Source organism: Microvirga sp. CF3062, assembly GCF_036314045.1.
Lineage (GTDB): Bacteria > Pseudomonadota > Alphaproteobacteria > Rhizobiales > Beijerinckiaceae > Microvirga.
The window spans coordinates 63,068-76,593 of the sequence record NZ_JAYGGN010000002.1 but is presented as its reverse complement, the minus strand read 5'-3'; the positions used below and the strand labels follow the sequence as shown (position 1 = coordinate 76,593).

General features: G+C 61.9%; 13 protein-coding genes. 7 read left to right on the top strand and 6 right to left on the bottom strand.

All coding sequences use genetic code 11. The features are described from left to right. Window positions 1–41 precede the first annotated feature (41 nt). Window positions 42–929, top strand: a complete 888-nt coding sequence (locus tag VB618_RS03795; RefSeq protein ID WP_329795191.1) for a YihY/virulence factor BrkB family protein — start codon at window positions 42–44, stop codon at window positions 927–929. A 35-nt stretch (window positions 930–964) separates the two neighbouring features. Here VB618_RS03795 and VB618_RS03790 read toward each other — a convergent pair whose 3' ends face one another. Together VB618_RS03790 and VB618_RS03785 are read right to left on the bottom strand one after the other, a co-directional pair. Then, window positions 965–2,680, bottom strand: a complete 1,716-nt coding sequence (locus VB618_RS03790) for a catalase (protein WP_329795190.1) — start codon at window positions 2,678–2,680, stop codon at window positions 965–967. Between the two features lie 231 nt (window positions 2,681–2,911). After that, on the bottom strand, window positions 2,912–3,211 hold the full coding sequence (locus VB618_RS03785; protein ID WP_329795189.1) for an HlyU family transcriptional regulator: 300 nt from the start codon (window positions 3,209–3,211) through the stop codon (window positions 2,912–2,914). 188 nt (window positions 3,212–3,399) lie between these two features. On the opposite strand from VB618_RS03785, the gene VB618_RS03780 reads away from it, so the two are divergent. Genes VB618_RS03780 through VB618_RS03770 form a run of 3 tightly spaced genes read left to right on the top strand, consistent with a single transcriptional unit; the run spans window position 3,400 to window position 5,127 of the window. Next, window positions 3,400–3,756: a DUF6152 family protein gene (locus VB618_RS03780; RefSeq protein WP_329795188.1), complete on the top strand. Its 357-nt coding sequence runs from the start codon at window positions 3,400–3,402 to the stop codon at window positions 3,754–3,756. 9 nt (window positions 3,757–3,765) lie between these two features. Next, on the top strand, window positions 3,766–4,233 hold the full coding sequence (locus VB618_RS03775) for a hypothetical protein (RefSeq protein WP_329795187.1): 468 nt from the start codon (window positions 3,766–3,768) through the stop codon (window positions 4,231–4,233). A 48-nt stretch (window positions 4,234–4,281) separates the two neighbouring features. After that, on the top strand, window positions 4,282–5,127 hold the full coding sequence (locus tag VB618_RS03770) for a lytic transglycosylase domain-containing protein (RefSeq protein WP_329795186.1): 846 nt from the start codon (window positions 4,282–4,284) through the stop codon (window positions 5,125–5,127). A gap of 51 nt (window positions 5,128–5,178) precedes the next feature. Here VB618_RS03770 and VB618_RS03765 read toward each other — a convergent pair whose 3' ends face one another. From VB618_RS03765 to VB618_RS03755, 3 genes are all read right to left on the bottom strand, one after another. After that, window positions 5,179–5,973: a hypothetical protein gene (locus tag VB618_RS03765; RefSeq protein ID WP_329795185.1), complete on the bottom strand. Its 795-nt coding sequence runs from the start codon at window positions 5,971–5,973 to the stop codon at window positions 5,179–5,181. 407 nt (window positions 5,974–6,380) lie between these two features. After that, complete coding sequence (locus VB618_RS03760) at window positions 6,381–7,856, bottom strand: aldehyde dehydrogenase family protein (RefSeq protein ID WP_329795184.1); 1,476 nt, start codon at window positions 7,854–7,856, stop codon at window positions 6,381–6,383. A 2-nt stretch (window positions 7,857–7,858) separates the two neighbouring features. Then, on the bottom strand, window positions 7,859–9,055 hold the full coding sequence (locus VB618_RS03755) for a fumarylacetoacetate hydrolase family protein (RefSeq protein WP_329795183.1): 1,197 nt from the start codon (window positions 9,053–9,055) through the stop codon (window positions 7,859–7,861). 492 nt (window positions 9,056–9,547) lie between these two features. On the opposite strand from VB618_RS03755, the gene VB618_RS03750 reads away from it, so the two are divergent. The 3 genes from VB618_RS03750 to chrA all read left to right on the top strand — a co-directional run bounded on the left by VB618_RS03750 (window position 9,548) and on the right by chrA (window position 12,693). Then, window positions 9,548–10,336 carry a TIGR00730 family Rossman fold protein gene (locus VB618_RS03750; RefSeq protein WP_329795182.1) on the top strand — a complete coding sequence of 263 codons (789 nt, stop codon included), beginning with the start codon at window positions 9,548–9,550 and terminating at the stop codon, window positions 10,334–10,336. A 136-nt stretch (window positions 10,337–10,472) separates the two neighbouring features. Continuing rightward, complete coding sequence (locus VB618_RS03745) at window positions 10,473–11,297, top strand: sulfurtransferase/chromate resistance protein (RefSeq protein ID WP_329795181.1); 825 nt, start codon at window positions 10,473–10,475, stop codon at window positions 11,295–11,297. A gap of 1 nt (window position 11,298) precedes the next feature. Further along, a complete protein-coding gene (chrA, locus tag VB618_RS03740) occupies window positions 11,299–12,693 on the top strand; it encodes a chromate efflux transporter (RefSeq protein ID WP_329795180.1) in 1,395 nt (464 codons plus the stop codon). Between the two features lie 39 nt (window positions 12,694–12,732). Here the strand turns inward: chrA and VB618_RS03735 are convergent, their stop codons facing one another. Beyond that, window positions 12,733–13,512 carry an SDR family oxidoreductase gene (locus VB618_RS03735; RefSeq protein WP_329795179.1) on the bottom strand — a complete coding sequence of 260 codons (780 nt, stop codon included), beginning with the start codon at window positions 13,510–13,512 and terminating at the stop codon, window positions 12,733–12,735. Window positions 13,513–13,526 lie beyond the last annotated feature (14 nt).

Sequence of the window (13,526 nt, the reverse complement as noted above, 5' to 3'; positions counted from 1 at the left end):
TGCGAGGCCGGACCGATCCGTCCGGCAGGATCGGTTCTTGCATGCTTTCCGAAACATGGCAGCTCTTGAAGGTGGCATTCGCAGGCTGGTGGAACGACCGCGCCATGAGTCTTGGCGCCTCCATCGCCTTCTTCACCGTTTTCTCGCTGGCTCCGATGCTGCTAGCGGCCATCGCGGTCGCTGGTCTTGCCTTCGGCCGGGAGGCGGCACAGGGCGCCATCGTGGCGGAACTCGGCGGCATGATCGGCACCAACGAAGCCTCGGCCCTTGAGGCGATGATTGCCAGCGCCAGCAATGTCGGTTCCGGCATCATCGGCATGACGATCGGGATCTTTACCTTTCTGCTCCTGGTGACTGGAGCCGTCGTCGAGCTCCAGGACAACCTGAACATCATCTGGAAGGCAAAACCACCTGCCAGCTATGGGGTCATGAGTTTCGTCCGTACTAGGCTGATCAGCCTTGCGCTGGTTCTGGGCATCGGTTTCCTGCTTCTCGTCTCCCTGGTCATCGATACGGGCGTGACGGCTGTCGGGTCATACCTTGAGGCGAATTTCTCAGGCGCGACGATCATCCTCCGCTTCCTCAACAGCCTCGTCGCCTTTACCGTGGCCACGCTCCTGTTCGCGATGATCTTCAAGCTGCTGCCGTCCGTCGATCTCGAATGGAGCGACGTCTGGACCGGCGCCCTCGTGACCGCCCTCCTGTTCACCCTCGGCAAGTTTCTGATCGGCTACTATCTCGGCAAGAGCAACGTCGCCTCGAGCTACGGAGCCGCAGCTTCGATCATCACGATCCTGCTCTGGATCTATTACTCGTCCCTGATCCTGCTCTTCGGCGCGGAGTTCACAAAAGCCTATGCCGAGAACCGGGGCAGCCGGCAGGGCCGCAGGACGGCAGAGCCGCAAACAAGAACGGGCCAGGAGGCCTGACCCGCTCTCATCTCATCCTGAACTATCCGCAGAGGCTACTCGGCAGCCTCCTTCGTAGCAGGCTCGGTCGGAACATCGCGCATACCGTTTAAGACCTCTTCGGCGGAGGCCTTGTAGTTCTTCACGGAACTCGTCCATTGACCCCAGATCGTCGGGTCGATCGTGTCACCGTTCTTGCCCAGGTTATGCAGGCGGCGCTTGTCCTCGTCGGTCAGCACCTGCTTCGGCAGCGGCTGGAGGTTGCGCACCTCGTCGGCCGTGATGCCGATCATCTCGCCCACACGTGTGCCGTAATCGTCGTGAACCAGCAGGAGGTGCCACACCATACGCTCCTGCACGTCACGCTCGCACTGGCCGAGCAGGGTGCCCATGTTGAGAACGAGATCGTCACGCTCCCAGTCCATCATGGTGCAGTAGCGGCCCCGCGCCTGGACGTAATCGTTACGGCGCTCAAGGACGCTGCGGGTCAAGCTCCCCCGGATCTCAGGCGCATTGTTCGGTTCCTCGCGGGGCGCTTCATGCAAGCCATTGTGGATCGACGGCTCGTAGTTCACATGCGGGTTCTGCCCCGGCGCCAGATCGCGGCGGTAGGACATCTGCCCGCCGTTCAGGTTGGTGGAGACCTTGGCGTTCTTGGCTTGGTTCACCGGCAGCTGCAGGTAGTTGGTGCCGACGCGATAGCGCTGGGTGTCGGAGTACGAGAAGGTCCGGCCTACCAGCATCTTGTCGTCGGAGAAATCGAGCCCATCCACGAGAACGCCCGTGCCCATGGCGATCTGCTCGTTTTCGTTGAAGTGATCCTGGACGTTGCGGTTGAGCGTCATGACGCCCACGTGGCGCAGCGGGAAATCCTTCTCCGGCCAGATCTTGGTGTCGTCGAGCGGGTCCCAGTCCAGCTCCGGATGGTCGTGATCCTCCATGATCTGGACGTACATGTCCCATTGCGGGTGCTCGCCCCGTTCAATGGCCTCGTAGAGATCCTTGGAGGCTGAGCCGAGATCCTGCCCCTGCACCTTGGCGGCCTCCTCGGCCGTCAGGCTCGCCAAGCCGCAGCGCGGGTGAAAATGGTACTTCACCAGCACGGTGTCGCCCTGGGCATTCACCATCTTGTAGGTGTTGACCCCGAACCCTTCCATGTGCCGGTAGCTCGCCGGAATGCCGCGCGGGCTGAACAGATGCGTCAGCATGTGCATGGATTCCGGGGTCTGGCTCATGAAGTCGAAGATGCGGTTCGGCTCCTGGCGGAACGTGACCGGATCGGGCTTCAAGGAGTGAATGACATCCGGGAACTTGATGGCGTCGCGGATGAAGAAGACAGCCAGGTTGTTGCCAACCAGATCCCAGTTGCCCTCCTCGGTGTAGAACTTCACGGCAAAACCGCGCGGGTCGCGGGCAGTTTCGGACGAGTCGCGGCCGCCGATCACGGTCGAGAAGCGGATGGCAAGCGGCGTCTTCTTGCCGGCCTGCTGGAACAGCCGGGCGCGGGTGTATTTGGAGGCAGGCTCGTCGCCGATCTTGCCGGTCACCTCGAGCTCGCCATAGCAGACGAAGCCGCGGGCATGGACGACACGCTCGGGAATCCGCTCACGGTCGAAATGGGTGATCTTCTCAAGGAACTGGTAGTTCTCCAGCGTGGCCGGGCCACGGCTTCCAACGGTGCGCTGGGACTGGTTGTTGGTGATCGGATGGCCCTGCCGGTTTGTCAGGACCTGGTCCGGCGTTCCCGACGGTGCTTTGGGGCTCTTATCCATGTCTCTCTCCCTTGAGTGGATGGTTGATTGCGTGCGCCCCTGAGGAACCTTAAAGGGCCCGCGGCGATCAACACCAATCGATATTTCTATGGGTCTCTATCAGATTATCTGACTGGGCATTCCAGCGGGTCGCCGCCTGTTCGCGAAGGCAACATCCGGAACAGGCATTGGTTTCGCCGCGGACACTAATGGCGCGCTGGAAAATCTCGAGACTCTAAGTCTTTGCGTGACTCAGCCGAAGATGCGGTCGCCCTGCTCGTCGATGATCTGCTTGCCCTTGACAATCGCAAAGGCAGTCGCATCGTCCTTGCTCGGATGCGTCTCGGCACGCACGAAGCGGTGTTCCTTGGCTCCGACCTCGGAATCCTTCTCGATGATCCCCGCCGTCTGGTAGCCGCCCTTGGAGGAGTACGGTGCGGGACGGATGCGGAAACCTTTGTACTCGACAGCATCGGCGGCAGGCTCTTCGCGTCCGCTCGCGCCGCCCCCGCCTGCGAAGCGGTTCCAGAGGTCTTTCAGGATCGACGGCATGGCTGAACTCGAGCTGTGATGATTCGTGAGGCGGAAGCATAATCGGCCCTCGGCCGATGAGCGAATCCTGTCCATCCCATCACGATCCGATGATCAGGCTTGGCCTTTGCGCACCGGCGCCTTGACGACAGCTGCCCTACGGCCGACTCTGCAGGACAATATGCCGTCTGCAATATGCAGGAGCCACGATGATGAAGTATCCTTTGTTCGGATTGTTCTTTTCCGGTGCTCTCCTGACCGGCGGCATCGCCGTCGCCCATCACGGCTGGGGGAGCTACGACGCGGGCCGGCTCGTTTCAATCACGAGCAATATCCAGCAGGCCAACTGGGAGAATCCCCACGTAATGGTGGTTGTGGCCCATGAGAACAAGAATTGGGATGCGGTGCTGGCCCCGCCTTTCCGGATGAGCGCGAGGGGGCTGAACCCCGACATGATCAAGCCTGGAACGTCCGTGAGGCTCGAAGGCTATCCCTCCACCCGCACTGAGACGGAGATCAGGGCCGAGCGCATCGTCGTGGGCGGAAAGAGCTACGAATTGCGCTAGGCGCGCCCCATGTATCTGGACCTGCTCGCGGCGCTGGAAAGCTCATGGCTTGGCCATGTGGGACGCCATTCCGCATGGCTTTATACGGCCGCGAACCTGCTGCATGTGCTCGGGGCCGCTTTCGTGGTCGGCGGCATCGCCGTCTTCGACCTGAAGGTGCTGGCTGAGCATGGCAAACATGCCTGGCAGGCGGGGCGCTATGCCATTCCCCTTGCGGCTACAGGCTTGGCTCTGCAGATCCCGACGGGCATGCTTCTCCTCGCCGTGGAGGCCCGTGCACTTGGAACCAACCCTGCCTTCTATGTGAAGCTCGCCTTCATTGCTTTGGGCCTCATCAATGTCGCGCTTTTCCATGCCCGTTTCGGATCGGCCCTGCGCGCCGGAGCCCTTCCGCCGGAAGCCCGTGCCTATGCCCTCGTGTCGCTCCTCGCATGGATCGTCACACTCTTGGCAGGGCGTATGATCGCCTATCTGTAGCTTGGCACCATCTGTTGTCATACGATCCCATTCATCATCGAGGTCTTCATGCGCTTGCGGCTGGCGCTTTGCGGAATATTTCTTTGCTGCAGCGCAGTCTCCGCCAATTCTCAATCGTCAGGCGAGACCATCGAGCAGGCCCTGTGCCGCCTGATTGAAGGCTCTGCACGTGTTCAAAAAATCCCTCGCGACCTGCTCACCAAGCTGATCTGGCAGGAAAGCTCCTTCCGCCCGCATGTAGTCAGCCCGGCGGGAGCCCAAGGCATCGCGCAGTTCATGCCAGGCACCGCCAAGGAGCGAGGACTAGTCGATCCCTTCGATCCCGAGCAGGCGATCCCGAAAGCTGCGGAATTCATCGCCCATCTTGCACAGCAGTTCGGCAACCTGGGTCTCGCCGCCGCTGCCTATAACGGCGGCCCTGCCCGGGTCGCCTCATGGTTGGCCGGCCGGGGAGGATTGCCGGCAGAGACCCAGAGCTACGTTGTGGCCGTCACAGGCCGCTCGGCGGAGGAATGGGCCTCCGATGCAAGAGACAAGACGGATGCCGGGCAAGAGCCCCCCGGCACGGATCCGCAGACATGCCTGCAGATCGTCGCCACCCTGCGGGTGCCTAGCCGTCGCGACACGTTCGAGGCCCCCTTCGCTCCCTGGGGCGTTCAGCTTGCCGGCAATTTCTCTAAGGATAGAGCGTTGGCAAGCTTCAGGCGTGCGAGCCGGAATTATGCATCCCTGATCAAGGATGCGCGGCCGATGATCATCGGCACACGGCTGCGCTACCGCGGAACCAGAACTTTCTATCGCGTGCGCGCACCGGCCGAAACGCGGCAAGCGGCGGAGCAGCTGTGCCGGGACATCCGTGCGGCCGGGGGCAGCTGCATCGTCCTGCCGAGCTAAAGAAAAAGCCCCTCGATGTTTCTACCGAGGGGCCGTCTCGAACGATCGCGATCAGCGGCGCTGGGGCCGGAGCGAACGGGCTAGTTCGCGGATGACATTGTCCTCGATGTTGAGGTTCAGATCGTTGTCATCATTATTGTCGTCGTCACGCATGTCGTCGTCCGCCGGAGCGGCGGGCCTGGACAGAACACCGCGTTGCGGGGCCGTCGGCCTCTCACCAGTCTGGGCCGCAGGTGGCGGAGGGGGTGCGTTTCGCTGACCGCCGCCCTGCTCCGCCTGATTGCGGGCGGGTGCGTGATGAGCCGTATAGCCCCGAGGCGCCACGTAGCGGTTTTCCAGGGCGTCGAGCAGGCTGTTGAGAGCCCCGTTCGACATCGGCACGTCCGGCGCCTGAGGAGCGCCCTCCAGCGCAATGGAACGGTTCTGATAAGCGACTTCCATCGTGACATCATCGCCGAACCAGGACAGCGGTCGGAAATCCCGGGCCTCATCCTCGCTTTCGAAGAAAACGGAGATCAGGTCCAGGGGACCCGGCGTCACGAAGCGGAGGATCTGGATATCTCGGGTGCCGACGGTCAAGTGGGTCAGGAGGTAATCCAGCTTGCCGGGCGTCACATCGAGAAGCGCCTCGGCATGAGCGCGCGGAACCTCGGTGCGCTCCTCGATCGGTCCGCCGGAACTTGCGTGAACCAGAACGAGGCTACCTTTGTCACCCTCGACGACCACGAAGGAACTGCGGTCGGCCTGGTTGGGAAAGTGGCCTTCCGTGACACGATTGCCTCCCCGTTCCTTGCGGATGAGTCTCGCAAGGGAAGAGGCAATGAGGTAACGCCGGGAAGTAACCATATTAAGTTCTCTACTATTGACGGAGCGCCGCGCATCAGCTCGAAGAACTTGCAGCATCCTGACTCAAAACTACGAAGTTACAATTCATACTCCAGAGGCAACCCGCCTGGATTCGACATGCAACAACGTTTGATACTGCGGAAGTTCGAGCGTGTTAGCGAATTCTCTTGGAAGCCTATGATGGCGTTCGCGTGGCAAAGTTCAATGGACGTGGCAAAAAGCTGCCTATGTTTTGTCGATAGAGTTAATGCGCCCAGGCAGTCATACGCAGAATATCACTCTTTCAAGCCAAAAAACGCCAGCTGAAATGGGACAGTCAGCCAGCAGACCATCAGTTTATTACATATGTTAAAAGCCCGGCATTTAGATGCCGGGCCCGAATGCTTCGCGTCTTAAAAAGCGTGCGGTTACTCGCTCGCTGCGGTCTTCGGCACGTAGGGTGAGTTTCCGTCGAAGGTGTAGGCGGTTTTCACAGTGGTGTAGAACTCTGCCGCATAGCGGCCCTGCTCGCGCGGGCCGTAGGACGAGCCCTTCCGGCCGCCGAACGGCACGTGGTAGTCCACGCCGGCTGTCGGCAAGTTCACCATCACCATGCCGGCCTCCGCATTGCGCTTGAAGTGCGAGGCGTATTTCAGGCTCGTGGTGCAGATCCCCGAGGACAGCCCGAACGGCGTGTCGTTGGCGATCTCGAGCGCCTCGTCATAGTCCTTAGCCCGGATCACTGTCGCCACAGGGCCGAAGATTTCCTCACGCGCCACCCGCATCGTGTTGTCCACCTCGGTGAACAGGGCAGGCTCCAGATAGAAGCCGGGCGCATCCCGTTTCAGGAGCTCGCCGCCGGCCACCAGCTTGGCGCCCTCGTCCTGGCCGATGCGGATGTACTTCAGGTCCTGGTCGAGCTGGCCCTGATCCACCACCGGACCGATATGGGTGCCGGCCTTCAAAGCATCGTCCACCACTAGGCCGGCCATGCGCTCCTGCATGGCGGCCACGAAGCGGTCATGGATGCCCTCCGTCACGATCAGCCGAGAGGAGGCGGTGCAGCGCTGGCCCGTGGAGAAGAAGGCCGAGTTGACGGCGCAATCCACCGCCACCTTCAGATCGGCATCGTCGAGCACCACCATCGGGTTCTTGCCGCCCATCTCGAGCTGCAGCTTCTTCATCGGGTCGGCCGTGATGCAGGTCTGGGCCACGCGCCGGCCGGTGGGCACAGAGCCGGTGAACGAGATTGCCGACACCTTGGGGCTCTGCAGCATCGCCTCACCGACGATGGAGCCCTTGCCCATCACCAGGTTGAACACGCCCGCCGGAACGCCGGCCCGGATGATGATTTCGGAGAGCGCATGGGCTGAGCCCGGCACGAGCTCGGCGGGCTTGAACACCACGGTATTGCCGTAGGCCAGCGCCGGCGCGATCTTCCAAGCCGGGATGGCGATGGGGAAGTTCCACGGAGTGATCAGGCCGATGACGCCCACCGGCTCGCGGGTGATCTCCACGTCGATGAGAGGCCGCACGGAGGGCACCTTCTCGCCAGCCAAGCGTAGACACTCGCCGGCGAAGAAGTGGAAGATCTGGGCCGCGCGGGTAACCTCGCCGATGCCCTCAGGCAGTGTCTTGCCCTCTTCGCGGGAGAGGAGTCGTCCGAGCTCCTCCTTGCGGGCCAGGATCTCGTCGCCGACGCTTTTCAGGATGTCATGGCGCTGCTGGATCGAAGAGCGCGACCAGGCCGGAAAAGCGTCATAGGCCGCCGCAATGGCGCGCTCGGCTTCCGCTGCCGAGGCGCGGGCAAACTCGCCCACCACATCGGTGGTGTTGGACGGATTGATGTTCGGCGAGGCCTCCGATGCGGCAAGCCATTCGCCCGCAATATAGTTCTTCGTCATCGTTAACCTGCCTGTCTGGTGTTGATGAGGCCCCGCTGGGCCAAGTTGGACATGAGTGCGCGGATACCGAAGGTCCAGGGTTCGCATTCGGAGCTCGGCTTCATGCGGTTGACGAGCGCCCCGAGCTTTGGAGCCGCGATGGTGACGATGTCGCCATGCTTGTGTGTGAAGCCCATGCCGGGCTCGCCGCGATCCTGTGTGGGAGCGAACATCGTTCCCAGGAAAAGCGCAAACCCGTCAGGGTACTGATGGTGCGGCCCGACGGTCTGGGCAACCAGATCCTCAGGATCGCGGCTGATCTTCGTGATGGACGACGACCCTTCGAGCCTGAATCCATCCTCTCCTTCCACAGTGAGCGTCACCGTAGTCTGGCGCACGTCGTCGAGCGAGAAGGTGTCATCGAAGAAGCGAATGAAAGGACCGACCGAGCAGGACGCGTTATTGTCCTTCGCCTTCGAGAGCAGCAGAGCCGAGCGCCCTTCGAAATCGCGCAGGTTCACGTCATTGCCAAGGGTCGCGCCCACGATCTTTCCTTCAGCGGTGACGATCACCACCACTTCCGGCTCGGGATTGTTCCAGGTGGACTTGGGATGCAGGCCGGCATCCATGAACGCGCCGACTGCGGAGAGGGTCGGTGCCTTGGTGAAGACCTCCGCGTCCGGACCAATCCCCACCTCGAGATACTGGCTCCAGGCACCCTGGGCCATAAGCACCTCTTTGAGCGCCATGGCCTCGGCGGATCCCGGCTTGAGACGGCTGAGATCATCGCCCACGAGACGAAGAACCTCGGCCCGGATGGCTGCTGCCGCGCTGGCATCACCGCGCGCCCGCTCCTCGATGACACGCTCCAGCATGGATACCGCGAAGGTGACGCCGGCGGCCTTGACGACCTGAAGGTCGATTGGCGCCAGAAGCCAGGGCTTAGAGGTGTCGCGGCTGTCGGGTGCGGTATTCGCGGCAATGTCCTCCAACGAGCCGATCCTCTCGCCCTGTGCGGCCTTCATGGCACGCGCCGGATCGTCCTTGGCGGCAAGATCGCTGACCGTGGAACATGTGGACGAGATATCGAAGAGGCCATCCTCTCTGACTGCCACGACTGAGGGTCCGAGACCTGGACGCCACACACGCCCGACGAGCGCTCCCTGAAACCCATCTTCCGGCAAGATACGGACAATGTTCGTTGAAGATAGGTGGTCCATGGGCTGGCGCTCGCTTTCCTTGAGGACTGTGCTTCGCCCTCTTCTCACGTGCGTCTTTGATATAGCGAGCATGCAGCAAGCGGCTATAGGGAAAATTCATTGCAGCCCTGCTCTGCCGGGAGGGCTCGGAACAAACCAGGTTCATCCCCCGTTCGCAGCGTGGTTACGCCATTGCGATGTCATGGAAGTGCTGGCCGGCGCCAAGCAACGAAGGATGCGAGAAATGTCCGATACACCGTCTCCCGATCCGCAGCCTGACGTTCCCAATCCGATACCCCAGCCCGTGCATCCCGATCCAGGGCCTGCGGGCATCCCAGATCCTCAGGAGCCGGTCGGCGTCCCGCCTGTAACACCCAGTGAAGCTCCCAGCCCGGCCGAGCCGGTGGGTATTCCTCCCTCAGGGCCTCAGGAACTTCCAATCGGCCCGATGGGGAATTAACGCCGCTTCGAAACTGTGCTTTGTGCGTGGCCGGGTCAAAGGAGCCCCACCCCATGAATGACAGCAAGCGCTCGGCTGCAGCCAATATGGCATCGCCTTCCTATCGACTGGCGGTGATGGATCAGGATTTCCTGCTCGGCGATTCCACGCGGGGCGTGCGATTCATGCTGGAATACGCAAAGGCCGAGGAGAGCCTGCGGACCTGGGGCGTGCGATCCACTATCGTGGTGTTCGGCAGCGCTCGCATCCGGGAGGATGGGCCGGGGCGGCACTCCGTCTGGTACGGGCAAGCGCGGTCCTTCGGCGCCATCGCTTCGCAGCGCGGCGGTGCTATGACCGTCACCAGCGGGACGCGCGACAATGTCATCGCAACAGGCGGCGGCCCCGGCATTATGGAAGCGGCCAACCGGGGAGCATCCGATGTGGGCGCCCCGTCCATCGGCTTCAACATCACCCTGCCGCACGAACAGGAGCCCAACGCCTATTCGACCCCGGACCTGACCTTCCGCTTCCACTATTTCGCCATGCGCAAGATGCACCTCGCCATGCGGGCCAATGCGCTGGTGGTGTTCCCCGGAGGTTTTGGAACTCTGGACGAACTCTTCGAGATCCTGACCCTCCGGCAGACTGGAAAGGCGCCGGCCCTGCCCATCGTGCTCTTCGACAAGGCCTATTGGCAATCCGTCATCAAGTTTGACGCTTTGCTCGAACACGGCATGGTGAGCGAGAGGGATCGCGAGCTGGTCAATTTCGCCGACACTGCGGAGGATGTGTGGACCACATTGATCGAGAACGGCCTCGTGGTTCAGACGCTTGAGCGGAGCGCGGAGCAGGATTTCTGAGGCCAATTCAGAGATTATTGAATTGATTTGACAAAATCGCCGGCCTGAACTTTGATGACCCTCATGGGGATCGCGATCTCCCCACGAGGCGACATGCCCAAGCATCGCATCCGCACCAAACATTCACGGATGCATCATGTCGTCATTCAACACCATCTCGGCTGAAAAGCTTGCTCGTCTTATTGGCACCCCCAAGTGCCCGGTTCTTATCGATGTTCGCATCGACGAGGATTTTGAAAGCGATCCCCGTCTCATTCCCGGCTCCATTAGGCGCCCCTTCGGCACGGTCTCGGACTGGGCTCATGAGTTCACAGGCAGATCCGCCATCGTGATCTGCCAGAAGGGGCTGAAGCTCAGCCATGGGGTGGCAGCCTGGCTCCGCCATGCAGGCATCCCGGCCGACACCCTTGAGGGTGGGACTTTGGCTTGGGCCCAAGCTGACTTGCCCATGGTGCCCACCGAAAGAATTCCACCCCGTGACCAGCAGGGACGGACGATCTGGGTGACACGCTCGCGCCCCAAGATCGACCGGATTGCCTGCCCATGGCTGATCCGCCGCTTCGTCGATCCGAACGCGGTGTTCCTGTTCGTTCCGACTTCGGAGGTTCCTGGCGTCGTGGAGCGATTTGAGGCCACGCCTTTCGACATCGAAGGCGACAATATCTTATGGAGCCATCGCGGAGAGCTTTGCACCTTTGACGTGATGGTGGAAGAGTTCGGGCTTGGTACCGAGCCCTTGAGACGCCTCGGTACCATCGTGAGAGGTGCCGACACGGCTCGGCTCGATCTTGCTCCCGAGGCCTCGGGTCTCTTGGCCGTTTCCCTGGGATTATCCCGCATGTATTCGGATGATCTTGCCCAACTCGATGCTGGGCTTCTGCTCTATGACGCCCTGTATCGTTGGTGTCGAGATGCAACAGATGAAACACACAACTGGCCTTCGAAGAAGCCGGGAGCGTGATATGAGCGAGACAACCACCGGAAGTTCGACCACTCAGCCCCTCCCAAGCCATGGCGTCTCCCTGAGCGAAGCCTTCCGGGTCTGGCTGAGGGTCGCGGCCCTAAGTTTTGGTGGCCCCGCGGGCCAGATCGCCGTGATGCATCGCATCCTGGTCGAGGAGAAGCGCTGGATCTCGGAGAGCCGGTTTCTCCACGCGCTCAATTACTGCATGCTGCTGCCGGGGCCGGAGGCGCAGCAGCTTGCCACCTATGTAGGCTGGCTCATGCACCGCACTCTCGGCGGCATTCTAGCGGGCGGCCTGTTCATCCTGCCGGGCATCATTGCCATCATGGGCCTGAGCTGGATCTATGCCCTCTACGGTAAGGTCGGCTTCGTTGCGGCGCTGTTCTTCGGCCTGAAGGCGGCCGTGCTCGCCATCGTGCTCGAAGCGGTGGTGCGGATCGGCAAGCGGGCGCTCAAGAACCGTATCCTGATCGGGATTGCGGCGGCTGCCTTCGTGGCAATCTTCTTTCTCGACGCTCCCTTCCCGCTGATCATCCTCGCCGCCGGTTTGGCGGGTTTCTTTGGCGGAAGAGCAAACCTGCCGGAATTTCAAGTCGGCGGGCATGGCAGCCAGAGTGCAGAGGAAAGCGACAACCTGCTTGGAGAGCATCTGCCAGATCACGCCAGGCCCAACACAGGACGAAGCGTGCGCATCGCCGCTGTATGGCTGGCGCTCTGGCTCGTGCCGGTCGCTGCCCTCCTGCTGCTTCTCGGCGACAGCAATGTCTTCAGCCAGATTGCGATCTTCTTCTCCAAGATGGCAATGGTGACGTTCGGCGGCGCCTACGCAGTTCTGGCCTATGTGGCGCAGCAGGCAGTCGAGACCTATGGCTGGCTGCAGCCCGGCGAGATGCTGGATGGTCTCGGCATGGCCGAGACGACGCCTGGCCCCCTGATCATGGTGCTGCAGTTCGTAGGCTTCATGGCAGCCTTCCGGGATGCGGGCGCCCTCCATCCGCTTCTGGCAGGTACGCTGGGCGGGCTTCTCGCCACGTGGGTGACCTTCGCGCCCTGCTTCCTCTGGATCTTTCTCGGCGCCCCCTACATCGAGGTGCTGCGTGGCAATCGTTCTTTAAGCGGCGCACTGACTGCCATCACGGCGGCCGTCGTGGGCGTGATCCTGAACCTCGCGATCTGGTTCGGCATCCATACGATCTTCAGGGGCGTTCGCCCGGTGGAATGGGGAATCCTCAACTTTGACGCCCCTGTGTGGGGGAGCGTGAACCTCTGGGCGTTGCTGCTCTCAGTAGCGGCGATCATCGCCATGTTCCGCTTGCACGTCGGAATGCTGCCAACCCTAGCCGCAACTTCGGCCGCGGGAATTGCTCTCTACGCAGCCGGTGCCATCGTGTGAGGGTGGGGTGAGGCAACGTCTTGCCTCACCCGTTATCGATCAGGTCACGGACGAGATCTGGCCGCCATCGACGCGCAGGATCGAGCCCGTCATGAACGAGGCCTTCTCGCTGGCGAGGAACACGGCGGCGGCCGCGAACTCCTCGATCTCGCCGTAACGTCCCGCCGGAATGCCAGCACGAGCGGCTGCGGCCACATCCTCCACGGAGCGGCCGGTGCGTTCGGCATTGGCAGCATCGAGCTGCTTCAGGCGATCCGTGGCGATACGGCCCGGCGCAATGGCATTCACCGTGACGCCCGAGGTGGCAACCTCGCTCGCCAAGGTCTTGCCCCAGCCTACGAGCGCGGGGCGGATCGCATTGGAGATGGCGAGGTTCGGAATGGGCTGGATCACACCGGAGGAAATGACCGAGATGATGCGGCCGAACTTGCGCTCGATCATGCCGGGCAGCAGCTGATCCGCGATCCGCACGAGATTGACAAACATCGCGTCGAACGATTGACGCCATTGATCGGACGATACCCCTTGAGCCTTGCCGGGCGGCGGACCACCGCTGTTGAGCACGAGGATGTCGACACCGCCAAGCGCCGCCGTCACGTCCTTCACCAGCGCATCGACCTGATCGACTTTGCCGGTGTCGCAGATAAACGGCAGAACGCCCCTGCCGATCTTGTCGGCGGCGCCTTTCGAACCTTCCATCGTGCGACTCGCGATAGCCACACGTGCACCCTCCTCCGCCAAGCCTTGAGCGATGCCGAAGCCAAGCCCTTTGCTCGCGCCGAGAACGAGCGCGCGCTTTCCTTCCAATCCTGTTTTCATGTGAAGTTCCCCTT

Coding starts and splice junctions, on each gene's coding strand:
- VB618_RS03795 (WP_329795191.1), top strand. CDS start 42: ATGCTTTCCGAAACATGGCAGCTCTTGAAGGTGGCATTCGCAGGCTGG.
- VB618_RS03790 (WP_329795190.1), bottom strand. CDS start 2,680: ATGGATAAGAGCCCCAAAGCACCGTCGGGAACGCCGGACCAGGTCCTG.
- VB618_RS03785 (WP_329795189.1), bottom strand. CDS start 3,211: ATGCCGTCGATCCTGAAAGACCTCTGGAACCGCTTCGCAGGCGGGGGC.
- VB618_RS03780 (WP_329795188.1), top strand. CDS start 3,400: ATGATGAAGTATCCTTTGTTCGGATTGTTCTTTTCCGGTGCTCTCCTG.
- VB618_RS03775 (WP_329795187.1), top strand. CDS start 3,766: ATGTATCTGGACCTGCTCGCGGCGCTGGAAAGCTCATGGCTTGGCCAT.
- VB618_RS03770 (WP_329795186.1), top strand. CDS start 4,282: ATGCGCTTGCGGCTGGCGCTTTGCGGAATATTTCTTTGCTGCAGCGCA.
- VB618_RS03765 (WP_329795185.1), bottom strand. CDS start 5,973: ATGGTTACTTCCCGGCGTTACCTCATTGCCTCTTCCCTTGCGAGACTC.
- VB618_RS03760 (WP_329795184.1), bottom strand. CDS start 7,856: ATGACGAAGAACTATATTGCGGGCGAATGGCTTGCCGCATCGGAGGCC.
- VB618_RS03755 (WP_329795183.1), bottom strand. CDS start 9,055: ATGGACCACCTATCTTCAACGAACATTGTCCGTATCTTGCCGGAAGAT.
- VB618_RS03750 (WP_329795182.1), top strand. CDS start 9,548: ATGAATGACAGCAAGCGCTCGGCTGCAGCCAATATGGCATCGCCTTCC.
- VB618_RS03745 (WP_329795181.1), top strand. CDS start 10,473: ATGTCGTCATTCAACACCATCTCGGCTGAAAAGCTTGCTCGTCTTATT.
- chrA (WP_329795180.1), top strand. CDS start 11,299: ATGAGCGAGACAACCACCGGAAGTTCGACCACTCAGCCCCTCCCAAGC.
- VB618_RS03735 (WP_329795179.1), bottom strand. CDS start 13,512: ATGAAAACAGGATTGGAAGGAAAGCGCGCGCTCGTTCTCGGCGCGAGC.